Genomic DNA, 26,352 nt, shown 5'->3' on the forward strand with positions numbered 1-26,352 from the left:
TCGAATATCTCGATTATCAAGATAAATTCGATTTTATAGGGAGGATTGTCAGTTGTCAACAAGAAATTCCAGAAGTGAGTTGGAAAGGACTGCCGTTCAGCTTTTTCGGAAATTGGGCACAAGAACGGTTCTGTTTCACCAAGCAGCCGCTCAAGCTCTCGGTCTGTTTCCCACCGATTTAAAATCAGCTGACATCTTAAATGAAGCAGGGCCAATGACGGCTGGAGAGCTGGGGAAAAAGACGGGCCTCAGCACGGGTTCGGTCACGGCGCTTGTTGACCGTCTGGAAAAAGCGGGGTATGTGGCTCGTGAAAAGGACCCTAGTGATCGCCGTAGAGTCATAATTGTCCCATTGACCGCTTCAAAAAAACATGTAAAAGATTTGTTTCGTTCACTGTCGGAGTCTACGATGGATTTATGCCGCGACTATACCGAAGAGGAACTGGAACTCATTTTCAGTTTCGTAAGAAAAGCCGCCGATATTATGGAGGAAGAGCTTGAACGTCTGAAACAGTAAGCGAAATTGTGCATAGCTTGGCCCGTTCCCGAATAAATTGTACAAGTTACGTAAGAGAAGGGAGTACGGGCAGGTGAACATTTTTTTGAGCTATATTGTGCTTGGACTGTCCTTGTCTGCGCCTGTGGGACCAGTGAATGCGGCGCAAATAGACAAAGGAATTAAAAACGGTTTTTGGCATGCGTGGGTTTTTGGTTTAGGCGCCATGACAGCGGACGGACTGTACATGCTTTTTATTTATTTCGGGCTGTCACAGTTTTTGACCGCTCCATTTGTGAAAACGTTTTTGTGGCTCTTCGGCTTTTTTGTTCTGACCTATACCGGAATTGAAACGCTGAAAAATGTCAGAGAACCGATGGATGTGCGAAGCTCACGAGGAAAAGCGTCGTACCAGAAAACATTCGCTTCGGGTTTTCTCATTTCACTGTCAAATCCATTGAGCATCCTGTTTTGGCTTGGGATTTACGGCAGCATACTTGCGAAAACAGCAGAGGCCTACGATATGAATCAGCTTCTCATCTATAGCTCCGGTATCATGATCGGCATTTTAATCTGGGATTTTTGCATGGCGATCACAGCCAGCATGTTCAGAAATCTGCTTCATGAAAAGCTATTAAGAGGATTGACCGGAATCGCTGGTGTGTCTCTCCTTGTATTTGGATGTTACTTCGGTTATCAAGGCATCAAACAGTTATTGGGCTGATTCATCAAGGACAGTCACCTGCCGCTTCTGGTTTTAATATAGTATCCAGATGATACTGGAGGTGGATCAATGTGGATGGGATGTACACCAAAAGTTTTCTGGAACGTAATCAAGAAGAGCTTCTTGAATGGCAAAGAATCGCTTTTGAGCTTCTGGCAGAAACTGTGGCCGATGACGCGGATACGTTTCCATGCATTCCCGGACGGCAGGCGTTTCTGACTGACCAGCTCCGCATTGCGTTTGCCGGAGATCCGCGGGAAAACGGTACGGCGGAGGAACTGGCTCCATTGCTTGCGGAGTACGGAAGGATTTCACGGGACACTGGAAAATACGCTTCTCTCATCGTGTTGTTTGACACACCGGAGGATTTGGCTGAGCACTATACGGTTGAAGCGTATGAAGAGCTGTTTTGGTGCTTCTTGAATAGACTAAGCGATCAAGATAAAAAAGAGTGGCCGGAAGACATTCCGACCGATCCCGAGCATTACAAATGGGAGTTTTGTTTTGACGGTGAGCCTTATTTTCTGCTCTGCGCTACACCGGGGCATGAGGCGAGGAGAAGCCGGAGCTTTCCTTATTTTATGATCGCGTTTCAGCCAAGGTGGGTGTTTGAAGAGTTAAATGGATCAACCGCATTTGGCCGCAACATGAGCAGGTTGATCCGCTCGCGTTTAGAAGCCTATGATCAAGCTCCGATTCATCCGCATTTAGGCTGGTACGGAGGAAAGGATAATCGCGAATGGAAACAGTATTTCCTCCGTGATGACGAAAAGCAGGTGTCGAAGTGCCCATTTTCTTATTTGAAGAACATGTTCAACAAAATGAAATAAATCACGAGCTGGCAGGGCGGTCTTTATGTCCCTGCTTTTTTTGATAGATCACTGTAACGACCGCAATAATCGTGAGAAAACCTATACTCACAAAAAAACCGGGCCGGCTTGATTTTTCAAACAGTGTGCCGGACACAGCCGCAGTAATCAGAATCATTGCTGAATAAATTTGCGTTTTCCCCATGCCTTCGGGATCGGTCAGCTTTTTGCTGGAGAACAGGATAAACAGCCAAGTGTATAAAAGCATAAGCCCCGCTGCTGTGGTCATGTGCTCATAAATGTTTTTGGGCAGCACTAAAGACAGTATGATGGATAAAATAAGCCCTGCAAACGTCAGCCCCAGCGCCGGCCAGCATATTTTTTTGCCTTCCTTTAAGGTAAAGCATTTCGGCGCGTCGCCGTCATCAGCCATCGTACAAAGCAATGTCGTAACCGCAAAAAGGGAAGCGACTAGGGTCGAGAACCCGGCGATAATGAAAATTCCGTTAAAAATATCGAGGATAATCTTAAGGTTGTATCCTTTTAGCGACGTAATGAACGGGCTGTCCTGCTGTGTAAACGTGTCTAATGGAACCAGCAGCAAAGCCAGTCCGATCGAAATAATATAAATAACCGCCAGTGTCGCCAGCATCAGCTTCCCTGATTTTGACGCTTCCTCTGGTTTTTTTAAGTGAACCGCCATCAGCCCCATGACCTCAATTCCGCCAAAGGCGTAAAACGCGTAGATTAAACCTGTCCACAGCCCCATGGCGCCGTATGGGAAAAACTCACTCGTCTTATTTGGAATTTGTACATCGTGCTTTCCGCCGGATAAGATGCCGCATAATGCCAGGATGGCAATCACAATAAACATAAAAATAGCGGCTGTTTTGATGACTGCCAGTACGTTTTCAGTCTTCTCAAAAACAGACAGCCCGGTGAAAATAATCAGAAGCCCAAGTACCGCGTAGATTGAAGCGAACACCCATAGCGGGACTTGTGGAAACCAATGCTTCGTAAATAGCGAAATGGCTGTCAGCTGGCTTCCGGTAATCAGCATTTCTGATGACCAATACACCCAACCGTTGCTGAACCCGGCCCATCTGCCGAATGCTTTTCTTGCATACGCGCAAAACGAGCCTTTTTCCGGCTGCTTTGCCGACAGCTTGGCAAGCTGCTCGAATACAAAATACGTGCCGATTGCCCCAATCAGAAATGAAAGCAGAACGGAAAAACCGCTTTTCACTATGGCAATGCTGGAACCGAGAAAAAATCCTGTTCCGATTGTGCATCCTATCCCGATTAATGACAGCTGCCACCAAGCCAAGTTTCCTTTTTGCTGGTCTTTTTTTGTTTGACTCATCAATTTCAACCCCTTTTATCTAAGGTTAGATTGCGACCCGCCTGAAGCTTATATACATCGGATTTTTGCCTCTTTTTACATGGAGAAGGCGGCGAACGCCCATACTAATGAAAAAAGGAGCGAAGCAATGACACAGCAATATATTATTGAGCCGAAAAAAGGGCTTGGTCTGAAGCTGAAAAAGGGGCAGGTTTTGAAGGTGATTGATGTAGAAGGGCAGCAGATAGCAGATTTTGTCGCGTACCATGCCAAAGATTTTTATGAGCACCTTGATCAGGGCGCGACCATTGATGCCAATCATTCTATTCATGTGAAGGTCAATGACCATCTCTACTCCAATCTGTACAAACCGATGCTGACGCTGATTGAGGATACGGTCGGCAAACATGATCTCCTGCTTCCCGCCTGCCGACCTGATATGAACAGGCTGTTATACGGCAAGCAAAAGGATGAGTTTCAGGATACGTGCTATGACAATATGAACCGGGCGCTTGAGCAGTTTGGCGTACCGAAGCCTCACATGCATTACCCATTTGCGATTTTTATGAATACTGTCCTTGATGAGAGAGGGAACCTGTCTGTGGAAACGCCGCTTTCGAATGCCGGCGATTATGTAAGGCTGAGAGCGGAAACGGATTTGATTGTCGCGTTTTCTTCCTGTCCGATCGAAAAAGGAAAGTGTAATGGAGACAGTGTAACGTCAATACGGGTGGAAGTCAGCTGATCTCTCTTGTTCACTGCAAATGAAAACCTATGCTATATTTAATAGGGATACATAACGATGATTCATTTCCATTCAGTTGGGGAAATGATCAAATAAGAAACAGCGATTGTACAGGAGGAATGAGTAGGATGAGTGTGCAGGAAACGATTATGCGTGAATTACATGTGAAGCCCTCAATTGATCCAAAACAAGAAATTGAGGACCGAATCAATTTTTTAAAGCAGTATATAAAGAAAACCGGCGCTAAAGGCTTTGTATTGGGAATCAGCGGCGGACAGGATTCATCTCTTGCCGGGCGCCTTGCCCAGCTTGCCGTGGAAAGCATTCGCGAAGAGGGGGGAGACGCTCAGTTTATCGCGGTCCGTCTTCCGCATGGCACACAGCAGGATGAAGACGATGCCCAGCTCGCTCTGAAATTCATCAAGCCGGACAAATCCTGGAAATTTGACATTCAATCAACAGTCAGCGCTTTTGCAGATCAATATCAGCAAGAGACAGGCGATAAGCTGACAGACTTTAATAAAGGGAACGTAAAAGCGAGAACGAGAATGATTGCTCAATACGCGATCGGCGGCCAAGAAGGCCTTCTTGTGATTGGAACAGACCATGCGGCCGAAGCCGTAACTGGTTTCTTTACGAAATACGGTGACGGAGGCGCAGATCTCCTGCCGCTGACAGGCTTAACAAAGCGTCAGGGAAGAAGCCTGCTGAAAGAGCTGGGTGCACCGGAACGCCTATACTTAAAAGAACCAACTGCCGATCTGCTCGACGAAAAACCGCAGCAGACGGATGAAACAGAGCTTGGCATTTCCTACGATGAGATTGACGATTATCTTGAAGGAAAAGAAGTATCAGCGAAAGTGTCAGAAGCGCTGGAAAAACGCTACAGCATGACTGAACATAAACGTCAGGTTCCGGCGTCTATGTTTGATGACTGGTGGAAATAAGACCAAGAAAGCCCGCTCTCGGAGCGGGCTTTTGTCATGTGCAGGATCTTTATTTGATGCGGATATGATTCAGCTTTACCATCAATCTGTCGGTGAACCTTCGGAGGCTGCCTCTCGTATCAGGGTCTAATGTAAGCTTGGCTTTCGCGGCAATGGTTTCTGCCGCATCCTGAATCGACATGTTGTCTGTTTGGAGGTGATCCGCAAAGACTGGTGATGACAATCCTTCAATGCAGCGGTCGATTTGTTTGGCGGCCCATGAGTTTTGTCCTTCTGCTCTTGTGCGCAGCCGTTTTAACAAGGTTTCCTTTGAAGCCATTAGTGTAAAGTGGTGAACCGTCTGGCCGTCATGTCTAAGCCTGCCGATGATCTCATTAAAGTATTCAGGGTGTACAATCGTCATAGGCACAATGATGATGCCGCGGTATGTATCGGTCAGGGAGGCAAGCAAGCTGTAATTGAACGCCCGCCATAAGGGATAGCTTTGAAAATCGTCCTCCGCGATCTCCGGCGGTATCATGGAGCGCATCGCAAATCCCATTTTCTCAGGATCATACACGTAAGACGGTTTCAGCCTTCTATGCAGTTCGAAGGCTGTTTGTGTTTTTCCGGAACCGAACGCCCCGTTTATCCAAATGATCATCTCCATTTCCCCCTTCTCACTTATGATACAAAAAAAGGCCCTTCGAACGAAGAGTCAGCAGGAAAAACAATAAAAGCAGTGAGTTTGAAAGATTTTAATGCTTTTTTGCGTCGACGTATTAAAATATCTGTAAAAATGTTGTACAATGAATGTCATTCAGGCAAAAGCGCCGCCAAAAGGACGGGCAAGCCGGTATCTATATAAATATTCGTAAAATAAGCATATAATGAATATAAAATTTCATTCCTTAGGAGGATTTCGCCGAAGATGAACGCTAAACGAGCCATCCCAGTAAGAGAAAGAAATATCGTCCTGATCGGATTCATGGGTGTAGGAAAAACGACAATCGGCCAATTGGTCGCTAAAAAATTATATAGAGATTTTATCGATATAGACCAAGAGATTGAAAAAGATTTCAATATGTCGATCCCTGAGATGTTTGAGAAAAAGGGTGAAGATTTTTTTCGGAAAACGGAGAAGGAATATATTTTAGACATTTGCCATCATAAACGATTCAAAATCGTATCTCTGGGGGGCGGGTCATTTAAACAAGAGGAAATCAGAACGTGCTGTCTGGAAAACTGTCTCGTGCTTCATCTAGACCTGTCATGGGAGAACTGGAAGCAGCGAGCGGACTTATTGATCGAGAACCGCCCTGTGCTGCACAACCGTTCAATGGATGACATGGAACAGCTGTTTAACGAAAGAAAAGCCATTTACGACAAACACAATTCAAAAGTCGCAACAGACAACCTTTCTCCTGAAGAGGTCGCCGATTATATTGCGGAGACATTGAAAATCGGCTGGGATCTTTATCAGCCAATGTAAAAGCCGTGCGGAGCGCACGGCTTTTTATTTTACGCCTTGAATCAAAATCGCTTTTAAGCAAAAGGAGTCGGGCTGTCCGTTTTGATTCAATTTGATACAGAACGTGTCACTTGCTTCGTCTGATGCCTGATGTAAATGGCTGATCATCTGTTTTTCTCGATCGGCAGGGGTTCCGCCCCGTTTGATCCAGCTTTCGTATTGAATCGGCAAGTTCCACTTTTGGACTTCTTGATAGCCCAGCTGATGAGCGGCGAACATCGACTGCCATTCTGATAATGAGCTTTCCCGCACGTGGGAAGGGTCTCGGAGCCGGTTCAAATGATTGACAAACTCATCAAGAATGGGATCTTCAGGCGCGTAGTGATCGACCAAGAGAAAACGGCCGTCCTTTTTCAGCACACGTGCAACTTCGCTGACAGCTTTGCGGAGATCTAAAAAATGATGGGCCGCGTACCGGCAGGTAATGAGATCAAATGAATCGTCGGCGAAGGGAAGCGACTCCGCCGTTCCTTGCCGGAAACGTACGTTTTTCGTTCCTTTTTCTTGCGCAAAGGAGGATGCAACCTCTACCATTTCTATCGTCGCATCAATACCGATGCACTCCTGTGCATATGGAGAAAATGCCAGCGCCGTGTGGCCGGCACCCGCTCCGATATCCAGCACCCGATCATCAGCCCGGCATTGCGCCGTTTTGATCATTATACCCAAATCTTCCCCCTCGGCAAATACCTTCTCATCCCGATACATCTCGGCGTTTTTCGAAAACGGCGTTTCATTTGTCATGTCAACCAGCTCCTTTTTTCTGTTTGATGATATGGATTATGTTAGCAATTTCTGTTATGATTCGTCCAAGATATAAAAATGATCAAAACGATAGGTTTAACCTATGGAGGCTGAAATGGATATTAAAGTGATGGAATACGCAGCGGAAATCGCCCGGCGCCAAAGCTTTACAAAGGCGGCGGAGCATCTTCATATCGCTCAGCCATCTCTCAGCCAGCAAATCAAAAAGCTTGAGGCTGAGCTTGGGCTTACCCTTTTCCACAGATCCCACGGCTCTGTTACCCTGACACCCCACGGGCGGCGTTTCATTGAAAAAGCCGAGGACATCATTCGTTCCAGAGATGATTTGCTCCGGGAGATGCAGGAGCGGTCGCAGGGACTTGGGCATAAGCTTTCCATCGGGATTCCCGCTGTCACGGGGAGATATCTCTTTCCGCCTCTGCTGAAGCAGTTTTTGGCGCGCTATCCTCATGTAGAGGTTCAGCTTGTTGAAAAAGACCCTGCTTCATTAGAGGAAATGACGGCAAAGGGAGAGGTCGACCTTTCTGTTTTGTCCTTGCCGATCGAGGATGAACGGCTTGCCATTACACCCTTGCTCACGGAACCGATTGTTCTCGCGGTGCCTAAGGAAAAACAAAGGTGGATGCCTCCGGAAATGACCGCGCTGATTGAGAAAGCGCTGGAAGGAGAGGAGGGCCGCCAGCCGTCCGTGCCCCTTGAAATGGCGAGGCACGTGCCTTTTATTCTGTTAAAAGAAGGCTTCGGTTTTCGAAGGACAGTTCTCGATCTCTGTGCGGAAAGCGGCTTTAAGCCGAATACTGCCTTTAAGACGAGCCATATTGAAACCGCGCAATCTCTTGTGGCAAACGGCTTAGGTGTGACAATGGCGCCGAATATGGTCAGAAGGGATAAGGACCCGGGTGTAATCTATTTATCTATTCAATCAGCGCCATCCCGAACCCTTGTCTTTGTATTTTTAAAGAACCGATATGTCAGTCTGACAGCTCAGGCTTTTATGGAAATGAGCCGGGAAAATCTTAAACAAACGTTTGATGAAGGCTGTTTGGAAAACAAAAGTGAAAATATTTAGAAAACGTGGTAGTATAGAATACAAACTAAAACTAATAAAACAAAGGGGAATAATCGGAAATGCAACTATTCGATATGCCGCTCGACCAATTGCAAGCGTATAAGCCTGAAAAAACAGCACCGAAAGATTTTTCTGAGTTTTGGAAATCGTCTTTGAATGAACTTGCAAAAGTCCAAGCGGCACCTGATTTACAGCCAGTTGATTATCCTGCTGATGGAGTCAAGGTGTACCGCCTTACGTATAAAAGCTTCGGAAACGCCCGCATTGCCGGATGGTACGCGGTGCCTGACAAGGAGGGACCGCATCCGGCGATCGTCAAATATCACGGCTACAACGCAAGCTATGACGGTGAGATTCATGAAATGGTGAATTGGGCGCTTCACGGATACGCGGCATTCGGCATGCTTGTCCGCGGGCAGCAGAGCAGCGAGGATACGAGTATTTCTCCGCATGGTCACGCTTTAGGCTGGATGACGAAAGGTATTCTTGATAAAGATACATACTATTACCGCGGCGTTTATTTGGACGCCGTCCGCGCGCTTGAAGTCATCAGCAGTTTTGACGAAGTCGACGAAACTAGAATAGGTGTGACAGGCGGAAGCCAAGGCGGCGGCTTAACAATTGCCGCAGCAGCTCTGTCAGACATTCCGAAAGCCGCGGCTGCCGATTATCCTTATTTAAGCAACTTTGAACGGGCCATTGATGTGGCGCTTGAACAGCCGTACCTTGAAATCAATTCCTTCTTCAGAAGAAATGGCAGCCCGGAAACAGAAGAGCAGGCGATGAAGACACTTTCATATTTCGATATTATGAATCTTGCTGACCGAGTGAAGGTACCTGTCCTGATGTCGATCGGCCTGATTGACAAGGTCACCCCGCCGTCCACCGTGTTTGCCGCCTACAATCACTTGGAGACAGAGAAAGAGCTGAAGGTGTACCGCTACTTCGGGCATGAATATATCCCTGCCTTTCAAACGGAAAAACTTGCTTTCTTTAAGCAGCATCTGAAAGGCTGATAAATATGAAAAGCCGCCGCACATCATCAGGCGGTTTTTTTCTGCAAACTGCCGGAATGAAACCAGACTGGAGACGAATAGATATGAAACAAAGGATCATTGATGAATTAAAACGAATCGAGCTGTCATACGGAGTCAAAATCGTATATGCCGTTGAATCAGGAAGCCGCGCTTGGGGATTCCCGTCTCAGGACAGTGATTACGATGTCCGCTTTATTTATGTGCCGAAAAAGGAATGGTATTTTTCAATTGAGCAGGAGCGTGATGTCATTGAGGAACCGATTCACGATTTGCTGGATATCAGCGGCTGGGAGCTGAGAAAGACGCTGCGCCTCTTCAAAAAATCAAACCCGCCGCTCCTTGAATGGCTGTCCTCAGACATTGTGTATTACGAAGCATTTACAACCGCAGAGAAGCTAAGAAAGCTGCGGACGGAGGCGTTTAAGCCCGAAGCAAGCGTGTATCACTATATCAATATGGCGAGAAGGAACGTCAAGGATTACCTTCAAGGGCAAGAGGTGAAAATCAAAAAGTATTTCTACGTGCTTCGGCCAATCTTGGCTTGCAAATGGATTGAAAAGCACGGAACCATTCCGCCAATGGATTTTACTGTTTTGATGAATGAACTTGTTACTGATTCTGAGCTGAAGGCAGAAATGGAAACCTTGCTTGAACGGAAAAGAAGAGGCGAAGAGCTTGATCTTGAAGCGCGAATTCATGTTATTCATCAGTTTATTGAAACGGAAATCGAAAGAATCATGGAAGCAGCAAAAACGCTGAAAGCAGAACAAAAGGATATGACACCTGAACTGAATCGTTTGCTTTTGAATACGGTTGAAGAAGTATGGAAGGATGGAGGAAGCTGATGTTTTTTGTCGCTTCCTTTTCCCCTTTATTCGACACGATTCCCCGACTTTCTAACTATCTGATTGTGGTAAATCCACAAAAATAATCAGAATCTTTGTATTTTGAGAATATTGTGAACGTGGGTTTTGTCCATTTACAATTAACTCATACAAATACTTCTTAGATTGCGGGGTGTTGAGGTTGGAAGTGATCACAAGAGATTTTTTCTTATTTTTATCCAAAAGCGGCTTTCTCAATAAAATGGCAAAGAACTGGGGAAGCCGGGTAGCAGCGGGTAAAATTATCGGAGGGAATGATTTTAACAGTTCAATCCCGACGATTCGACAGCTTAACAGCCAAGGCTTGTCAGTTACTGTCGATCATTTAGGAGAGTTTGTAGACAGCGCAGAGGTCGCGCGGGAGCGTACGGAAGAGTGCATTCAAACCATTGCGACGATTGCGGATCAGCAGCTGAACTCACAAGTTTCTTTAAAAATGACGTCTTTAGGTCTCGATATAGATATGGATCTGGTGTATGAAAATATGACGAAAATCCTTCAGACGGCCGAGAAGCATAAAATCATGGTCACCATCGACATGGAAGATGAAGTCAGATGCCAGAAAACACTTGATGTTTTCAAGGATTTCAGAAGGAAATACGAGTATGTGAGCACAGTGCTGCAAGCCTATCTGTACCGAACGGAAAGTGATATTGACGATTTGGATTCTTTAAACCCGTTCCTTCGCCTTGTAAAAGGAGCTTATAAAGAATCACAAAAAGTAGCTTTCCCGGAGAAAAGCGATGTCGATGAAAATTATAAAAAAATCATCCGAAAGCAGCTCTTAAACGGTCACTATACAGCGATTGCCACACATGACGACAAAATGATCGACTATACAAAGCAGCTTGCCAAAGAAAATGGCATCGCCAATGACAAGTTTGAATTTCAGATGCTGTACGGCATGCGGTCGCAAACCCAGCTCAGCCTCGTAAAAGAAGGTTATAACATGAGAGTCTACCTGCCATACGGCGAAGATTGGTACGGCTACTTTATGAGACGCCTTGCAGAACGTCCGTCAAACATTGCATTTGCTCTCAAAGGAATGACAAAGAAGTAAAAAAGGAGAGATTATCATGACAACACCTTACAAACACGAGCCATTTACAAATTTCCAGGATCAAAACAATGTAGAAGAGTTTAAAAAAGCGCTTGCGACGGTAAGCGAATATTTAGGAAAAGACTATCCGCTTGTCATTAACGGCGAGAGAGTGGAAACAGAAGCGAAAATCGTTTCGATCAACCCGGCTGATAAAGAAGAAGTCGTCGGCAGAGTGTCAAAAGCTTCTCAAGAGCACGCTGAGCAAGCAATTGAAGCGGCTGCGAAAGCATTCGAGGATTGGAGATACACGTCTCCGGAAGAAAGAGCGGCTGTCCTTTTCCGCGCTGCTGCCAAAGTCCGCAGAAGAAAACATGAATTCTCCGCTTTGCTTGTAAAAGAGGCAGGGAAGCCATGGAACGAGGCAGATGCTGATACGGCTGAAGCGATCGACTTTATGGAATATTATGCACGCCAAATGATCGAACTGGCAAAAGGCAAACCTGTCAACAGCCGTGAAGGCGAGAAAAACCAATATGTATACACGCCGACTGGTGTAACAGTTGTTATTCCGCCTTGGAACTTCTTGTTTGCGATCATGGCTGGCACGACAGTGGCGCCGATCGTTACTGGAAATACAGTTGTTCTTAAACCTGCGAGCGCGACACCTGTCATTGCTGCGAAATTCGTTGAAGTGCTTGAAGAGTCTGGATTGCCGAAAGGTGTAGTCAACTTCGTTCCTGGCAGCGGGGCGGAAGTCGGTGACTACCTTGTTGACCATCCGAAAACTAGCCTTATCACATTTACGGGATCAAGAGAAGTTGGTACGAGAATTTTCGAACGCGCGTCGAAAGTCCAGCCGGGCCAGCAGCACTTAAAACGTGTTATTGCTGAAATGGGCGGAAAAGATACAGTTGTCGTTTGTGAAGATGCAGATGTTGAACTTGCTGCACAATCGATCTTCCAGTCAGCGTTCGGCTTTGCGGGACAAAAATGTTCTGCAGGTTCACGTGCAGTTGTCCATGAAAAAGTGTATGATCAAGTATTGAAGCGTGTCATTGAAATTACGGAATCTAAAGTGACAGCAAAACCTGACAGTGCGGATGTTTATATGGGGCCTGTCATTGACCAAGGTTCTTATGATAAAATTATGAGCTATATTGAGATCGGAAAACAGGAAGGACGTTTAGTAAGCGGCGGCACTGGTGACGATTCAAAAGGATACTTCATCAAACCGACGATCTTCGCTGACCTTGATCCGAAAGCAAGACTCATGCAGGAAGAAATTTTTGGGCCTGTCGTTGCATTTTCTAAAGTGTCAAACTTTGATGAAGCTTTAGAAGTGGCAAACAATACTGAGTACGGTTTGACAGGCGCTGTTATTACAAACGACCGCAAAAACATCGAGCGTGCGAAACAGGAATTCCATGTCGGAAACCTGTACTTCAACCGCAACTGTACAGGCGCTATCGTCGGCTACCATCCGTTCGGCGGCTTCAAAATGTCCGGAACGGATTCAAAAGCAGGCGGGCCGGATTACTTGGCACTGCACATGCAGGCTAAAACGATCAGTGAAATGTTCTAAAGCGGGACTAAATGGGCATCCTCCCTGCGGGGATGTCCATTTCATCCATATACCATAAAAAAGAGGAGGAAGTGCCATAGAAAACACACAGCTGATTATTTCGATTTGTATTTATATGGCGGGGATGCTGCTGATCGGCTACTTTGCTTACAAGCGTACGTCGAATCTGACGGATTACATGCTGGGAGGACGCTCTTTGGGACCGGCCGTAACCGCTCTCAGTGCCGGCGCTGCCGATATGAGCGGCTGGCTGCTGATGGGGCTCCCGGGCGCTATGTTTTCAACGGGTCTGAGCGGTGTGTGGATTGCGTTCGGACTTTGTCTTGGAGCATGGGCGAACTGGCTCTACGTCGCGCCGCGGCTGAGAACCTATACGGAACAAGCGGGGAATTCCATCACAATTCCCGGATTCCTAGAAAACCGCTTCGGAGATCAAACAAAGCTTCTTAGATTGTTTTCAGGGATTGTGATTTTAGTCTTCTTCACATTTTATGTTTCGTCTGGAATGGTATCCGGCGGTGTTTTATTCAACAGTATTTTGGGGATGGAATATCATACAGGCTTGTGGGTTGTGACTGGTGTTGTTGTGGCATATACTCTGTTTGGCGGCTTTTTGGCAGTCAGCTGGACAGATTTTGTTCAGGGGATCATTATGTTTGCCGCACTCATTCTTGTTCCGATCGTTACGTTTTTCCACACGGGAGGAACAAGTGAAGCAGTTACTGAAATCCGGTCTGTTGATCCAGATATGTTTAATATTTTCAAAGGAACAAGCGTCCTTGGCATTATTTCTTTGTTTGCATGGGGTTTGGGATACTTTGGACAGCCGCATATCATTGTGCGTTTTATGGCAATAACGTCTGTCAAAGAGATCAAAAAAGCGCGCAGAATCGGAATGGGCTGGATGATGTTGTCGGCAGTCGGCGCTGTGCTGACCGGTTTGGGCGGAATCGCTTATTACCATCAGAATGGCATGACACTGAAGGACCCAGAGACGATCTTTATTCAATTAGGGAATATTTTGTTCCATCCGATTATTACAGGTTTTCTGATATCAGCTATTTTGGCCGCGATTATGAGTACAATTTCTTCCCAGCTGCTTGTGACATCAAGCTCTTTGGTAGAAGATTTGTATAAGTCGATGTTCAGGCGCTCAGCCTCTGATAAAGAGCTGGTGTTTTTGGGCCGTTTGGCTGTGCTTGTGATTTCTGTCATCGCGTTATTCCTAGCTTGGGAGAAAAATAATACGATCCTTGGATTGGTTAGCTACGCGTGGGCTGGCTTCGGCGCATCATTCGGGCCGGTTGTACTGCTCAGTCTGTTTTGGAAACGAATGACTAAATGGGGGGCACTCGCCGGCATGATTGTGGGAGCAGCAACTGTAATCATTTGGGCGAATGCCGGTCTTTCGGATTTTCTGTATGAAATCATACCTGGTTTTGCTGCGAGCCTATTATCTGTCTTTATCGTCAGTATATTGACGCAGGCTCCGTCACAAGCTGTCGCAGACCAGTTTAAAGACTACCAAGATACAATGTCACAATAAAGATCGAAAGGAGGAGGAAGGGGCTGTCCCTTTTTCCTCTTTTCTCCTTTTAAACGGGCCGTTTTTTTCTTTTGGAAACAAACGTATTTTTTTTCTATACAAATAGACCCCGTATGGATATGATTAAAGTAAAAAAAAGTATAGGAGAAAAAGGTATGGAAGAGCTTTTAGAGAGAGTTTTTTCATTTTCAGATGTCGATAAGCTGATTGACTTCATCAGTTATGAACTGCAAAAACCAGTCATACTGGAAAGCGCAGATTTCTTTTTGTTAGCCTATAATTCTTACTATATTAACCATTTTGATTCTGCCAACCAGCAGACTATTTTTTCAAAAAAATGCCCGGTTCAGATTTTTGAGAGATTTCTGAAGGATGGAGTCATTGAAAAACTGAAAACAGAACCTGAGCCTTTTCGCGTCAATAAAATTGAAAGCATTGGGTTAAACCAGAGAGTGGTCGTGAGTGCGAAACACAAAGGGGATGTCATGGGCTACATCTGGGTTCAGGAGCTGGACCAAAATCTGACGGAAGAAGAACTCGACTTTTTGTATGAGACCTCTTTCCATGTCGGGAAAATCATTTATAAAACGAACAAGCTGAAACAGGAAAAGGAAGAAAAAGCAGAAGATCTTGTCAAACGGGCGATCTATCAGCAATTTACCTCTGAGAAGGAACTCAAACGGGAAGCCGAAAGGATTAACACCGTGCTGCCTTCCATGTTTTCAGTTGTCATCCTGCACGCCGCGAATGGGGATGGGGAAGCGGTTGAGGATTTAAAGGAAAATATCAGGTCGTACCTAAATTTACGGGATAAAGTCAGTCATGTCTTAACGATTGATTCAAATATTGTCATCGTCGTAGCGAGTTTTTCCCAAAAAAGCTCCGTCTCCTCGGCAGCTTCTGAATTTATTAACAAGCTGTTAACACATTTTCACTTTCAAAGAATTCCCACCCCTATTTATATCGGTATCGGAAACGAATATGATCACCTTTTAAAGCTTGGCAAGAGCTACACAGAAGCGCTTGAAGTGATCAAAGCCGCGGAAATCACCGGCAATCAGGAAAACATTCCATATGAATATGCAAAACTCGGCATTTACCGTTATTTAGAAAGCATTGAACAGAAAAATAAATTTTTAAAATACGAGAATAAGGATTTGGCTTTATTAAAAGCAAAAGACCAAGAAAGCAGCACCGAGCTGCTGAAAACGCTGGAAATCTATCTTCTCAACAACTGCAAAACAAAACCAGCAGCAGAACAGCTGTTTATTCACCAGAATACATTGAATTACCGCATCAAACAGATTACTGAAATGACGTCGATAAATTTAAGCGATTTTAGGACACGATGCCAGCTCTATCTCGACTTGATGCTGATGAAAAAGAAATAAAAAAGAAACCAGTCCGTGTACTGGTTTCGTCTTCACTTAAAATCCTCTGTAAACGTAAGGATCATCAGGCTTTTTAATGGTGTTCCAGTCGGTCACTTTCACAACAGGCAGCGTTGATTTGAAAGGCTGATAATATTCTGAGGCCAGCGTGCCCTTAATATGAATCCATTCATCATCCTCGATGTTGATGTCCTTCGGAAACTCCACAAGCATCCCGTAAACGCCGGAATCAGCGATACAGTGAATGACGCCAAACCTCAACACGAACAGCTGGTTTTTGTTAATCGCATTTCCTTTATACGCAAATCCATGAAATTCAATCGTCCGTCCGAGAAATTCGCCAGGATAGTTATATATGGTTTCCATGCCTTTTAGGAAATCTTCATCGGTCAGCGAAATCTCTTTCTTGCTGGAATATTTCTTAAACAGTTGTTTCATCTGTTTATCATAGCTGTCTTGCGCGTAGTAAAGGCTGGCATCAGGCCGCAAATACTGTGTTTGCGAGTAATGGTCTCCGCTCTCCATCGCCTTAAACGAGAACCCTTTTGTTTTAACAATGGATGAGTCAAGCGTCGCAATCGGGAAGAAAATGCCCGACACCAAAGGGAAAAGAAAAACAACATAAATCAAATAACGCTGATAAAATGGCTTGTTTTGTTCATGCTCGTGATCATGGCCGCATCCGCAATCATGATCATGCCCGCCTTTTTCAGGCGACTTGATAAATACATATGCTTGAACGGCTGTCAGTATGGCCAGCAGGAAGATCGCAATAAAGGAAAGATAGGCATATTTCATATTGATATATTTTGTAAGATTTCCTGAGGCATGCAAGTGATAAAAGAAAAACGTAAATCCCATCAGCACCAATAACCGAAACATCCAATCACCCCTTTACCAGTAGTGATCCCGCTAAGACGAGCACGACAATGTACGTAATCAGCAGGAAAACAAATCGTTTTTTAAAGGCCGCAAGCATCATCAATAGATTCTTAATATCCACCATCGCACCAAAGACGAGAAAGGCGATTAAAGATCCTAATGAAAATGTGCTGCTGAAGGAAGACGCGATGAACGCATCAACTTCTGAACAGAGCGACAAGACAAACGCCAGCCCCATCATCACAAGGGAAGAGGATATATCATTCTGCCCGATCGCAAGCAGAGTGGATGTTTTGACATACGTCTGCATAGCGGCTGCGATAAAGGCGCCGATAATTAAATATTTCCCCACGGAGAAAAATTCTTCAATGGCATGACGCAAGGTCCCTCCCAGCTTTTGCAGCAGGGTGTGGTGATGATGGTGGTGATGCCCGGGTTCATGAGGCTTTAAAAGCTGGTTATCTTTAAATTGATAGGATAAGATAATCCCAATGATCACCGAAACCGCGAGCGCCAGTCCGCCCCGATAAAAGACAACGCTCCATCTGTTCCCGAACGCAATAAAAGTAGAAAATAAGACGATAGGATTGATGATCGGCGCGGTCAGCATGAAAGCAACGCCCGCATGCAGAGGAACCCCCTTTAACAGAAGCCGCCTCGTAATCGGGATAATGCCGCACTCGCAGGCGGGAAATAATACACCGGCCAGCGCACCGAATAAAACGGCGAGAAAGCGGTTCTTTGGCATGATCCTTGCAATCATTTCTTCAGAAACAAACATTTGAATGATTCCGGAAAGGATGACGCCAATCAGAATAAACGGAATGGCTTCTATTAAAATGCTGATAAAAATAGAATTCAGCTGAAGAAAAGATGATTGTGCTGTCACAATAAAACCTCCGCTCATGTTAAGCTGCCTTTTATCATACCAGAAAAAAGGCACTGCTTGTTTGACGGAGGTGGGGGAATGATTGTTTCACTTTGTTTAAGATTCCAAGAATTCGAGTATGATTCTATCTGTTTCAGCAGCTTCTTTCCCGAGCCAGATCAGGTGCCCCCATGAGTGAAGCAAATGGAGAGCAGCGTCAGGAATGTGTTTTTTTGCATAATGTGCATGTGACTTGTTGATAAATCCATCATAAACACTTTGCATAATCAGTACGGGGCACCAGATGGCATGCAGCTCCTTTGAAGAGATAGCGGCGGTTTGTGACAAGTCTAGCAGAAATCCGTCACCGGAGCGCTGCCGGCTGTTCATTTTCCGAAATGCTTCAATGTCTTTTTCATCCATCATGGACTTGATTCGCTGAAACGAAAGCGTGCTGAATTGCGGGCTCATGGCTTGAAACATCAAACGCGGGAAGGCGTTATTCAAATAAGAAATCAGCTTCCATATCCGCTTTTCCAACGGCGGGCGGAAGAGGATTCTCCCCATTTTATATTCAATGTCTTTTGGAGTGAGCCATTCTTTGGTGACCGCGGATTGCAGGGTCAGAGTGTTCACCCTTTCCGGATATTGTGAGGCAAAGCTTATGCCGCTCGGCCCTCCTGCTGAGATGGCTATGACATGGACACTGTCGATTTGTAAATGACTTAATAGTTTTACATAGAAACGACAGGCGTCAGCAAGACTTTTTCCAATCTCTTTTGACGTTCGTCCGTAACCGGGCCTTGAAGGCGTGATGATGGAATACCCATGCTCAATCAGCGCCGTGTACCCGAATTCCTCATAACAATTTGAATGCCCGCCATGCATGACAAGAATGGGAGCTCCCTTGCCTGTAACAGAATATTCTAGTGTATGTCCTTCGAAAGTGATCGTTTCAACTCGTCTTTTCATCTGTTTCTCCTATTTGTTTTTCTGCCTATTATAGGGTTTTCAACAATTTATCACAAGGAGCAGAAATGAATAAACACAGGCTCGTGAAATATGATATACTTTTTATTGATATTCATTCTCAATTAAAACGATTTTGATATAGATGTGAACGGGAGGCAGGACGGATGGCTGAGAATCAACAGGTGTATGACGTCACAATTATAGGCGGAGGGCCGATCGGGCTGTTTACGGCTTTTTACTGCGGGATGCGGGAGCTGAAAACGAAAGTAATCGAATTTTTGCCGCGGCTCGGAGGGAAGGTATCTTTATTCTTTCCTGAGAAAATCATTCGGGATATCGGCGGAATACCGGGGATTGCGGGAAAGCAGCTGATCGAGCAGCTGAAGGAGCAGGCGGCAACGTTTGATCCTGACATCGTGCTGAATCAGCGTGTGACCGGATTTGAACGCTTGGAAGACGGCACCATTGCGCTGACAAGCTCTGAAGGAGAAAAGCATTATACACGTACCGTGATTTTAGCTGTCGGCATGGGAACGCTTGAGGTCAATGAGTTTGACAGTGAGGATGCAACCCGGTACGCGGGCAAAAATCTTCATTATGGAGTGGAGAAGCTTGATGCGTTTAAAGGGAAGCGGGTCGTGATTTCAGGCGGCGGAGATACTGCGGTCGATTGGGCTAATGAGCTGGAACCGATTGCGGCTTCTGTGACTGTCGTTCACCGGCGTGAGGAATTCGGCGGAATGGAAAGCAGCGTGACGAAGATGAAGCAATCATCGGTGCAGGTGCTCACTCCTTATCGTCTGGAGCAGCTGAGCGGCGATGAGGAGCGTATCCAAAACGTGACGATTTGTCATACTGAGTCATCTGGCCAGATGGAAAACATAGAGGTTGACGAGCTGATCGTTAATCATGGCTTCAAAATTGATCTCGGACCGATGAAGGAGTGGGGGCTGGAGATTGAAGAAGGCAGGGTGAAAGCTGACAGACATATGCGGACGAATCTTCCGGGTGTGTTTGTGGCGGGTGACGCGGCTTTTTATGAAAGCAAGCTGAGATTGATTGCCGGCGGCTTTACGGAAGGCCCGACAGCGGTCAACAGCGCGAAGGCATATTTGGACCCTAAGGCCGAGAATATGGCGATGTATTCAACCCATCACAAAAAATTGGTGCATAAATAAAACAGCCCTTAAGAAAAGGGCTGCCGCAATTAGCTGTGAATGAGCTTTTTTTCCGCCTGTTGATTTTGAATTAAAGCAAATAATTCATCCTGCTCTTGGACCGCTGTGAATCCATAAGCATCGGCAGTTGAGTCATCGCCTATGCAGACGATAGGAGGTCGGTTAGCTGATGGCTCCGGCGAAATACCAATTTGTTCGCCTGCGCTGATCAATTGCTGAACGGACGGCTTGCTCGGGCAAATGACCATATGCAGCGGAGATTCACTGATGGTTCGCTGAATCATGTGGGTGAACCGGTCATCTATGACGTTTTCATGGGTGATATAAAACGTACAGGACTCATGCTTCTGCACGTTTTCCACTGAATGGCGGCTCCCGACAACAAGACGTTTTTCTGAATCAGGCTGAGTGGCGGAGACGAGAAAGCCCCGTTTTTCAAGCTCTGTCACTGCCTGTTCAGATGCCGCACTCAGTCGGGCTGTCAGCTGGCGCACGTCGATTTTCTTGGATGCCAGCGCTTGGAAAAATTCACAAACCGCACGGCGCGATGTGAAAACAATGTCTTCAAAGGTGCCGATCTTTCGAAGAATCTCTTCATTGACAGGCATGTTTTCGGTCCGCCATTTCGGCCACTCGATGACATCGGCACCGGAAGCACGCAGCTTGTCTGCAAGCTGGTCTTCATCATTGCCATGAGTGACGACCATCATGTGCTGGCCGATGAGCGGTTTGCTCTCAAACCAGCTGTGTGTTTGAAAATTGACGATATCCCCGATGACGATAATCGCAGGGTTTGTGATCTGGTGTTCCTGTATTTTCTGCTGAATGTTCACAAGCGAGCCTTTCACACTCCGCTGGCGGCCCCACGTTCCCCATTGGACCACAATGACAGGAACGGAAGGAGATTTTCCGTACGCAATGAGCTGCTGGCAAATATAAGACAAATTCTTAACGCCCATGTAAAAGACAAGGGTTTGAACGCTTCTGGCAAGCCCTTCCCAATCGAGATTCGGCGTTCCTTTTAATGATTTATCATGTGCTGTAATCATGGCAAAAGATGATGCGAAATCCCGATGCGTGACGGGGATGCCCGCATATAACGGCGCTGCAATTCCGGAGGTGATACCCGGCACCATTTCATAGCGGATGCCGTGCTCATAGAGAGCTTCTGCTTCCTCGCCGACTCTGCCGAATACGCTCGGATCTCCGCCTTTCAAACGGACGACGGTTAATCCTTTTGATGCTTTTTCAACCAGCAGGGCATTAATTTCTCTTTGTTTCATAAAATGGCGGTCTGGCAGTTTTCCGCAATAAATAAATTGGCAGGCTGGTGATGCGAATTCGAGCAGCTTCGGGTTGGCGAGCCGGTCATATAAAATAACATCTGCTTTCTCCAGCGCCTGTTTCCCTTTGATGGTGAGCAGCCCCGGATCGCCGGGGCCTGCTCCCACGAAATATACGATTCCGTTCTTCATGTCATGTCATCCTTCCGTCACTGTAAAAATGAAGGATCACTTGAAAAGTGATCCGGTCTTTTGATCAATATACGAGATAAACATGTTCTCCTTCGATCAGCGTTTCGTATGTTTTGACGCATCCGTGATCCGGTGCTTGGACGGTTCCATCTTCTAAGGAGATTTTCCAGTCGTGCATCGGGCAAAAAACATATTCGCCGCTGACGATACCTTCCGCCAGAACGCCGCCCTTGTGCGGACAGCGGTTTTCGATGGCACGGACGCTTCCGTTTGAAAGCTTAAAAACCGCGAGTTCCTTATCTTCAATATACACTGTTTTGCCTAATTGTTCAGGCAATTCTTCAATTTTTCCGATCCATACTTTTGTTGCGCCTTTGTTTACCATGTTCATTCCTCCTTCATGTTTGTTTTTTGTCATTATGATGTGGTCACGACGTTTTCAAATAATTCTTTAGAGGTTTGTTTATTTTCCAAAAAGCCCTTCCACGGATCCTTGTGGACAGAGAGTGTTTCATTCATTCGGTCGTTCAGCTCCTGCCGTTTTTCCGGATCGTTTAACACGGATTGGACATGGGATAAACCGACGCGCTCAAGCCATGCGGATGTACGCTCCAGATAGTTTGCGGTTTCGCGGTAGTATTGCAGATAAGCGCCTGCGTATTCTAAGACTTCTTCATTTGTTTTCACCTTCATCAGCAAATCGCCGGCACGTAAATGAGTTCCGCCGTTTCCGCCGACATAAAGCTCCCAGCCTCCATCAATGCCGACAACGCCAAGGTCCTTAATGCCGGATTCCGCACAGTTTCGCGGGCAGGCAGACACGGCCATTTTCACTTTATGAGGCGTGTTCAGCCCTTCGAATTTTTTCTCAAGCGCAATGCCCAGTGCCATGGAGTCTTGCGTGCCGAAGCGGCAGAATTGCTCGCCTACGCACGTTTTTACTGTGCGGAGCGTTTTCCCGTACGCGTAGCCTGACGGCATATCGAGATCTTTCCATACCCTCGGAAGGTCTTCTTTTTTCACGCCGATGAGATCAATTCGCTGGCCGCCGGTCATTTTAACGAGCGGGATCTCATATTTGTCGACGACATCGGCAATCTTGCGCAAATCTGTGGAGTTGGTCACGCCGCCGTACATCCGGGGCACGACTGAATATGTTCCGTCTTTTTGAATATTGGCGTGCATTCGTTCGTTAACAAAGCGGGAAGTCCGGTCATCTTCGTATTTGGTTGGATTGATCATGCCTAAGTAGTAGTTCAAAGCCGGCCGGCATTTGGAACAGCCTTCTGGCGTTTTCCAGCCGAGTACGTTCATGATTTCTCTTGTATGTGACAGCCCTTTGGCTTTGATTTCTTCTACGATTTCATCTCTCGACAATGTCGTGCAGCCGCAAATCGCTTCTTTTTGCGCTGACGCATCAAAGTCTGATCCGAGTGTATGCTGGAGGATTTCTTCTACGAGTGGTTTACAGCCTCCGCATGAACGGGATGCACCGGTGCATGCTTTGATCTCGTCCGTTGACGAGCAGCCTTTTTCCTGTATGGCTTGAATAATCGCACCTTTTGACACGCCGTTACAGCCGCAGATGATTTCATCGTCGCTCATCGCCGCGGTAATGCTTGTGCCTGCTTCTTGGTTGAGAGGCTGTAAGATTGATATTTTAGAGGTTTCAGTGATGTCGGCTTCTTTTTGAATCATAGAAAACAGGCGATTGCCTTCGCTGCTGTCGCCGAATAAAACAGCACCGACAATTTGATTGCCCCTCAGGACGATTTTTTTATAGATGCCGTCCTGCTCATCGAAGACTTTAACTGCTTTTTTCTCCTCTGATTCATCAAAGTCACCGGCAGAGAAGACCTCGACGCCTGATACCTTTAACTGAGTGGAGAGAACGGAGCCTTCATACGGTTTTGTTTCGATGCCGCACATATGCTTCGCCAGCACTTTTGCCTGTTCATAGAGCGGCGCCACGAGCCCGTATGCGATCCCCCGATGCTCAGCGCATTCGCCGACCGCATAAATGTGCGGGATTTCAGTTTCCATATAATCGTTGACGATGATTCCGCGGTTCACCGGAATGCCGCTTTCGGCTCCGAGCGCTGTATTCGGGCGGATGCCTACGGCCATGACGACTAAATCTGCTTCAATGCTTGTGCCGTCTGTGAAGCGGAGGCCTTCAACACGGCCATCACCGATAATCTCTTCGGTTTGTTTTTCAAGCAAGAATGTCATTCCTTGTTTTTCTAGCTCGTTTTGCAGCAGGCGTCCCGCCGCTGCATCAAGCTGTCGTTCCATCAAAAATGGCGCGAGGTGGATGACGGATACCTCCATGCCGAGATTCAGCAGTCCGCGGGCGGCTTCTAAACCGAGCAGGCCTCCTCCGATGACGGCTGCTTTTTTATATTGTTTTGACGCGGCGAGCATCGTGTCTGTATCTTTTATGTCCCGGAAAGCGGTGACGCCTTTTTTGTCTGCGCCCGGAATCGGAAGGATAAAAGGGACAGAGCCTGTCGCCAGAATCAATTCGTCATAAGGCTGGATTCTGTCTGCATCTGTGATGACCGTTTTGTTTTCCGGGTCCACCTTGATGACTGTTTCATTTGTATACAATTGAATATTGTTTTCTTCGTACCAGTCCCAATCATTTAACGTAATATCTTTAATGTCGGTATCGCCTTGAAGCACTTTTGACAAAAGGATTCGGTTGTAATTGGGATGCGGTTCGGCACCGAAAATTGTGATCTGAAACTCGTCTTTTGCAACACTCAGTATCTCTTCAATGGCTCTTACCCCGGCCATTCCGTTTCCAACAAGAACTAGTTGTTTTTTTCCCATCAGATGATCCGCTCCTTATCAATGTTTTTTCCAGCGTAGCACAGCAAAAAGGAATATTTAAGATACATGTTATAAAATGTAACAAAATATACGAAAAGTTCTAAAAATTTTATGAAAAATTTAAAAAGGTCTGATTCGGACGGCGCATACTTTGAAACCGGGCATTTTACAGGCTGGATCTAAGGCTTCGCCGATTAAATCATTCACATTTTGAGCATCTGCCCAATGAATGGGAACAAAAACGGTGTCTTTTCTGATTTGTTCCGATAATTTGCTGCGGACGGTGATGCTTCCCCGCGGGGATTCTATTTTTACGAGCACACGGTCTTCAATATGGAAGGACGCCGCTGTTTGCGGATGAATTTCCATAAACGATTCAAAATGTCTCGCGGCAAGGGCGGCGCTTTTTCTCGTTTGAACGCCTGTTAAGTAGTGAGACATGACTCGGCCTGTCGTTAAATAAAGCGGATAATCGGCTGTCGGCTTCTCTTTTGGAACGGCCGGGTCGTTTGGAATCACACTTAGTGCCGCTTTTTGATCCGGATGGGCGAATGAGTCCGCAAACAAGCGCCCGGTTCCGGGGTGATCAGCTTCGGGACACGGCCAATGAATGCCGCCTTCACGTTTGAGTCTGTCGTATGTGATGCCCGAATAATCGGCAATCCCGCCTCGGCTCGCTTCTCTCAATTCATTAAAAATATCCTTAGCTGACGTGTAAGAAAAGTAGCGGCCTTTCCCGAGAGCGGATGCGATGTCACAAATAATCTGCCAATCATGCTTTGTTTCACCGGGACATGGCCGGGTTGCTTCTCTTAATGTCACGCGGCCTTCGACATTTGTCATGGTGCCCTCATCTTCTAAATAAGAGGAGGCGGGCAAAATCACATCTGCGTATGCCGCAGTCTCAGACATAAACAAATCGATCGCAACAAAGAATGTCAGTTTTCTCAGAGCTTTTTTTACGAAATTTGCATTTGGGCTGGAGACAGCAGGGTTGGAGCACATAAGGAACAGTCCTTTGATGTCGCCGTCATTGATTTTTTCTATCATTTCATAGGCCGAGACACCTTTTCGAGGGAGTTTATCCTGATGAATTCCCCACACTTTCGCAATATGCGCGCGGTGTTGTTCATTTTCGATAGAACGGTAGCCCGGAAGCTGATCGGCTTTTTGTCCATGCTCTCTTGCGCCTTGTCCGTTGCCTTGTCCGGTGATCGCCCCGTAGCCCGAATAAGGTTTGCCGATTTTTCCTGTGATCAGCACCATGTTTAAAAAGCCCTTTACAGCCGCTGTTCCATCGGTTTGCTGTTCAATCCCGCGCGCCGTAAACAGCATGCCGGACGTTTCCTTGGCAAACTTTACAGCGGCTTTTCGCATGTGCGCCAGCGGGACACTTGTCTGATCAGCGATATCATTCAGGCTCAACGTGTTAGTATGCTTCCTCAGCTCCTCGAAACCGTTTGTTCGTGATCGAATGAAATCAGTGTTTACGAGCTGTTCGTCGATGATGATTTTGACGAGACCGTTGGCAAGGGCAGCGTCTGTGCCGGGCTTGATTTTCAGATGAAGATCGGCGATTTTTGTTGTCGGTGTTTCGCGCGGATCAATAGCAATGATGTAAGCGCCGTTTTCCTTCGCTTTTTCAAAGTACGGCATCATCGTAGGCTGGCATTCCGCGATATTGGTGCCGGCCAAAATGATCACACGGGTGTGGGGGATGTCTGATAAGGGATTCGTTAAACCTCTGTCCGCACCGAATGTTTGATTGGCTGCGGTTGAAGCGGCGGACATACATAGCCTCCCATTGTAGTCGATATATTTTGTCTGTAAGCCAACCCGTGCGAACTTCCCTAACAAATACGCCTCTTCATTCGTAATTGAGGCGCTTCCGTATACAGCCAGGGCGTCATGGCCGTGTTCTGCTTGAATCATCGTCACTTGGTCTTTGATGTGATTCAGTGCTTCTTCCCAGGAAACAGGCAGAAATTCGCCGTTTTTCTTCAGCAGCGGCCGGGTGATGCGGGAGGAGTTCAAGGCATGCTGGTGGGCGTTCATGCCCTTCAGGCATAACCGGCCCTGTGTCGTAGGGTTATCAATCCCGATCGCTGTGTACTTTTTCCGCGTGACGATGGTTTGTTCCACGAGCTGCATTTTGCACTGCATACTGCAAAACGGGCATTGGGTGTCATACGTTTTTTCTGATTGGATGTCTTGCTGTTTATCACGGAAATATCTAAGCAGTCGTTCAGTCAA

At 46.4% G+C, this 26,352-nt stretch carries 24 protein-coding genes; 14 read left to right on the forward strand and 10 right to left on the reverse strand.

Going from position 1 to position 26,352, the window contains the following annotated elements; all coding sequences use genetic code 11:
- Window positions 1–52: 52 nt before the first annotated feature.
- The 3 genes from JMN17_RS18085 (at window position 53) to JMN17_RS18095 (ending at window position 2,050) form a co-directional block, all read left to right on the forward strand.
- Complete coding sequence (locus tag JMN17_RS18085; RefSeq protein WP_087993135.1) at window positions 53–517, forward strand: MarR family transcriptional regulator; 465 nt, start codon at window positions 53–55, stop codon at window positions 515–517.
- Window positions 518–590: 73 nt separating this feature from the next.
- The gene (locus tag JMN17_RS18090; RefSeq protein WP_010331361.1) at window positions 591–1,220 is read left to right on the forward strand and encodes a LysE family translocator; all 630 of its coding nucleotides are present in this window, start codon (window positions 591–593) and stop codon (window positions 1,218–1,220) included.
- An 80-nt stretch (window positions 1,221–1,300) separates the two neighbouring features.
- Window positions 1,301–2,050: a YqcI/YcgG family protein gene (locus JMN17_RS18095; protein WP_202328889.1), complete on the forward strand. Its 750-nt coding sequence runs from the start codon at window positions 1,301–1,303 to the stop codon at window positions 2,048–2,050.
- A 1-nt stretch (window position 2,051) separates the two neighbouring features.
- On the opposite strand, the gene JMN17_RS18100 is transcribed toward JMN17_RS18095, so the two are convergent.
- Entirely contained in the window at window positions 2,052–3,392 is a 1,341-nt protein-coding gene (locus JMN17_RS18100) for an amino acid permease (RefSeq protein WP_202328808.1), read from the reverse strand.
- Window positions 3,393–3,519: 127 nt separating this feature from the next.
- Here JMN17_RS18100 and JMN17_RS18105 point away from each other — a divergent pair, with 127 nt between their 5' ends.
- Window positions 3,520–4,116 carry a DUF1989 domain-containing protein gene (locus JMN17_RS18105; protein WP_202328810.1) on the forward strand — a complete coding sequence of 199 codons (597 nt, stop codon included), beginning with the start codon at window positions 3,520–3,522 and terminating at the stop codon, window positions 4,114–4,116.
- A gap of 128 nt (window positions 4,117–4,244) precedes the next feature.
- The gene (gene nadE / locus JMN17_RS18110; protein WP_202328812.1) at window positions 4,245–5,063 is read left to right on the forward strand and encodes an ammonia-dependent NAD(+) synthetase; all 819 of its coding nucleotides are present in this window, start codon (window positions 4,245–4,247) and stop codon (window positions 5,061–5,063) included.
- A gap of 49 nt (window positions 5,064–5,112) precedes the next feature.
- Here the strand turns inward: nadE and tmrB are convergent, their stop codons facing one another.
- A complete protein-coding gene (gene tmrB, locus JMN17_RS18115; RefSeq protein ID WP_087993139.1) occupies window positions 5,113–5,706 on the reverse strand; it encodes a tunicamycin resistance ATP-binding TmrB in 594 nt (197 codons plus the stop codon).
- Window positions 5,707–5,973: 267 nt separating this feature from the next.
- Between tmrB and JMN17_RS18120 the strand changes: the two genes are divergently transcribed.
- Window positions 5,974–6,534 (forward strand): shikimate kinase, encoded by a 561-nt coding sequence (locus tag JMN17_RS18120; protein ID WP_087993140.1) that lies wholly within the window; start codon window positions 5,974–5,976, stop codon window positions 6,532–6,534.
- Window positions 6,535–6,558: 24 nt separating this feature from the next.
- Here JMN17_RS18120 and JMN17_RS18125 read toward each other — a convergent pair whose 3' ends face one another.
- Window positions 6,559–7,317: a class I SAM-dependent methyltransferase gene (locus JMN17_RS18125; RefSeq protein ID WP_202328814.1), complete on the reverse strand. Its 759-nt coding sequence runs from the start codon at window positions 7,315–7,317 to the stop codon at window positions 6,559–6,561.
- 115 nt (window positions 7,318–7,432) lie between these two features.
- On the opposite strand from JMN17_RS18125, the gene JMN17_RS18130 reads away from it, so the two are divergent.
- The 7 genes from JMN17_RS18130 to putR all read left to right on the forward strand — a co-directional run bounded on the left by JMN17_RS18130 (window position 7,433) and on the right by putR (window position 15,889).
- Window positions 7,433–8,407, forward strand: coding sequence for a LysR family transcriptional regulator (locus JMN17_RS18130; RefSeq protein WP_087993142.1), 975 nt, complete (start codon window positions 7,433–7,435; stop codon window positions 8,405–8,407).
- A gap of 59 nt (window positions 8,408–8,466) precedes the next feature.
- Window positions 8,467–9,423 (forward strand): cephalosporin C deacetylase, encoded by a 957-nt coding sequence (gene cah / locus JMN17_RS18135; protein WP_202328817.1) that lies wholly within the window; start codon window positions 8,467–8,469, stop codon window positions 9,421–9,423.
- An 83-nt stretch (window positions 9,424–9,506) separates the two neighbouring features.
- On the forward strand, window positions 9,507–10,289 hold the full coding sequence (locus tag JMN17_RS18140; protein ID WP_087993184.1) for a nucleotidyltransferase domain-containing protein: 783 nt from the start codon (window positions 9,507–9,509) through the stop codon (window positions 10,287–10,289).
- Between the two features lie 187 nt (window positions 10,290–10,476).
- Window positions 10,477–11,388 (forward strand): proline dehydrogenase PutB, encoded by a 912-nt coding sequence (putB, locus tag JMN17_RS18145; protein WP_087993185.1) that lies wholly within the window; start codon window positions 10,477–10,479, stop codon window positions 11,386–11,388.
- 16 nt (window positions 11,389–11,404) lie between these two features.
- Window positions 11,405–12,952, forward strand: a complete 1,548-nt coding sequence (gene pruA / locus JMN17_RS18150) for an L-glutamate gamma-semialdehyde dehydrogenase (RefSeq protein ID WP_148962934.1) — start codon at window positions 11,405–11,407, stop codon at window positions 12,950–12,952.
- 91 nt (window positions 12,953–13,043) lie between these two features.
- Complete coding sequence (gene putP, locus JMN17_RS18155; protein WP_087993145.1) at window positions 13,044–14,498, forward strand: sodium/proline symporter PutP; 1,455 nt, start codon at window positions 13,044–13,046, stop codon at window positions 14,496–14,498.
- A gap of 155 nt (window positions 14,499–14,653) precedes the next feature.
- A complete protein-coding gene (gene putR / locus JMN17_RS18160; protein WP_087993146.1) occupies window positions 14,654–15,889 on the forward strand; it encodes a proline utilization transcriptional regulator PutR in 1,236 nt (411 codons plus the stop codon).
- 36 nt (window positions 15,890–15,925) lie between these two features.
- Here putR and JMN17_RS18165 read toward each other — a convergent pair whose 3' ends face one another.
- The 3 genes from JMN17_RS18165 to JMN17_RS18175 all read right to left on the reverse strand — a co-directional run bounded on the left by JMN17_RS18165 (window position 15,926) and on the right by JMN17_RS18175 (window position 18,611).
- Window positions 15,926–16,771, reverse strand: coding sequence for a TIGR03943 family putative permease subunit (locus JMN17_RS18165; RefSeq protein WP_202328818.1), 846 nt, complete (start codon window positions 16,769–16,771; stop codon window positions 15,926–15,928).
- A gap of 4 nt (window positions 16,772–16,775) precedes the next feature.
- Complete coding sequence (locus tag JMN17_RS18170) at window positions 16,776–17,660, reverse strand: permease (protein ID WP_202328820.1); 885 nt, start codon at window positions 17,658–17,660, stop codon at window positions 16,776–16,778.
- Between the two features lie 96 nt (window positions 17,661–17,756).
- The gene (locus JMN17_RS18175) at window positions 17,757–18,611 is read right to left on the reverse strand and encodes an alpha/beta fold hydrolase (protein ID WP_202328822.1); all 855 of its coding nucleotides are present in this window, start codon (window positions 18,609–18,611) and stop codon (window positions 17,757–17,759) included.
- Window positions 18,612–18,775: 164 nt separating this feature from the next.
- Between JMN17_RS18175 and JMN17_RS18180 the strand changes: the two genes are divergently transcribed.
- Complete coding sequence (locus tag JMN17_RS18180; RefSeq protein ID WP_087993149.1) at window positions 18,776–19,789, forward strand: NAD(P)/FAD-dependent oxidoreductase; 1,014 nt, start codon at window positions 18,776–18,778, stop codon at window positions 19,787–19,789.
- A gap of 29 nt (window positions 19,790–19,818) precedes the next feature.
- Here JMN17_RS18180 and cobA read toward each other — a convergent pair whose 3' ends face one another.
- The 4 genes from cobA to nasC form a co-directional block, all read right to left on the reverse strand.
- Complete coding sequence (gene cobA, locus JMN17_RS18185) at window positions 19,819–21,264, reverse strand: uroporphyrinogen-III C-methyltransferase (RefSeq protein WP_202328824.1); 1,446 nt, start codon at window positions 21,262–21,264, stop codon at window positions 19,819–19,821.
- Between the two features lie 64 nt (window positions 21,265–21,328).
- Complete coding sequence (nirD, locus tag JMN17_RS18190) at window positions 21,329–21,649, reverse strand: nitrite reductase small subunit NirD (RefSeq protein ID WP_087993151.1); 321 nt, start codon at window positions 21,647–21,649, stop codon at window positions 21,329–21,331.
- Window positions 21,650–21,681: 32 nt separating this feature from the next.
- A complete protein-coding gene (gene nasD / locus JMN17_RS18195) occupies window positions 21,682–24,099 on the reverse strand; it encodes an NADPH-nitrite reductase (protein WP_087993152.1) in 2,418 nt (805 codons plus the stop codon).
- A 120-nt stretch (window positions 24,100–24,219) separates the two neighbouring features.
- A complete protein-coding gene (gene nasC / locus JMN17_RS18200; RefSeq protein ID WP_087993153.1) occupies window positions 24,220–26,352 on the reverse strand; it encodes an assimilatory nitrate reductase catalytic subunit NasC in 2,133 nt (710 codons plus the stop codon).

The organism is Bacillus sp. RHFS10, assembly GCF_016757475.1.
Taxonomy (GTDB): Bacteria; Bacillota; Bacilli; order Bacillales; family Bacillaceae; genus Bacillus; species Bacillus subtilis_G.

Coding starts and splice junctions, on each gene's coding strand:
- nadE (WP_202328812.1), top strand. CDS start 4,245: ATGAGTGTGCAGGAAACGATTATGCGTGAATTACATGTGAAGCCCTCA.
- JMN17_RS18105 (WP_202328810.1), top strand. CDS start 3,520: ATGACACAGCAATATATTATTGAGCCGAAAAAAGGGCTTGGTCTGAAG.
- cah (WP_202328817.1), top strand. CDS start 8,467: ATGCAACTATTCGATATGCCGCTCGACCAATTGCAAGCGTATAAGCCT.
- JMN17_RS18100 (WP_202328808.1), bottom strand. CDS start 3,392: ATGAGTCAAACAAAAAAAGACCAGCAAAAAGGAAACTTGGCTTGGTGG.
- putR (WP_087993146.1), top strand. CDS start 14,654: ATGGAAGAGCTTTTAGAGAGAGTTTTTTCATTTTCAGATGTCGATAAG.
- cobA (WP_202328824.1), bottom strand. CDS start 21,264: ATGAAGAACGGAATCGTATATTTCGTGGGAGCAGGCCCCGGCGATCCG.
- JMN17_RS18095 (WP_202328889.1), top strand. CDS start 1,301: ATGTACACCAAAAGTTTTCTGGAACGTAATCAAGAAGAGCTTCTTGAA.
- JMN17_RS18120 (WP_087993140.1), top strand. CDS start 5,974: ATGAACGCTAAACGAGCCATCCCAGTAAGAGAAAGAAATATCGTCCTG.
- JMN17_RS18165 (WP_202328818.1), bottom strand. CDS start 16,771: ATGTTTCGGTTATTGGTGCTGATGGGATTTACGTTTTTCTTTTATCAC.
- nirD (WP_087993151.1), bottom strand. CDS start 21,649: ATGGTAAACAAAGGCGCAACAAAAGTATGGATCGGAAAAATTGAAGAA.
- pruA (WP_148962934.1), top strand. CDS start 11,405: ATGACAACACCTTACAAACACGAGCCATTTACAAATTTCCAGGATCAA.
- JMN17_RS18180 (WP_087993149.1), top strand. CDS start 18,776: ATGGCTGAGAATCAACAGGTGTATGACGTCACAATTATAGGCGGAGGG.
- JMN17_RS18125 (WP_202328814.1), bottom strand. CDS start 7,317: ATGACAAATGAAACGCCGTTTTCGAAAAACGCCGAGATGTATCGGGAT.
- JMN17_RS18140 (WP_087993184.1), top strand. CDS start 9,507: ATGAAACAAAGGATCATTGATGAATTAAAACGAATCGAGCTGTCATAC.
- JMN17_RS18175 (WP_202328822.1), bottom strand. CDS start 18,611: ATGAAAAGACGAGTTGAAACGATCACTTTCGAAGGACATACACTAGAA.
- JMN17_RS18130 (WP_087993142.1), top strand. CDS start 7,433: ATGGATATTAAAGTGATGGAATACGCAGCGGAAATCGCCCGGCGCCAA.
- tmrB (WP_087993139.1), bottom strand. CDS start 5,706: ATGATCATTTGGATAAACGGGGCGTTCGGTTCCGGAAAAACACAAACA.
- nasD (WP_087993152.1), bottom strand. CDS start 24,099: ATGGGAAAAAAACAACTAGTTCTTGTTGGAAACGGAATGGCCGGGGTA.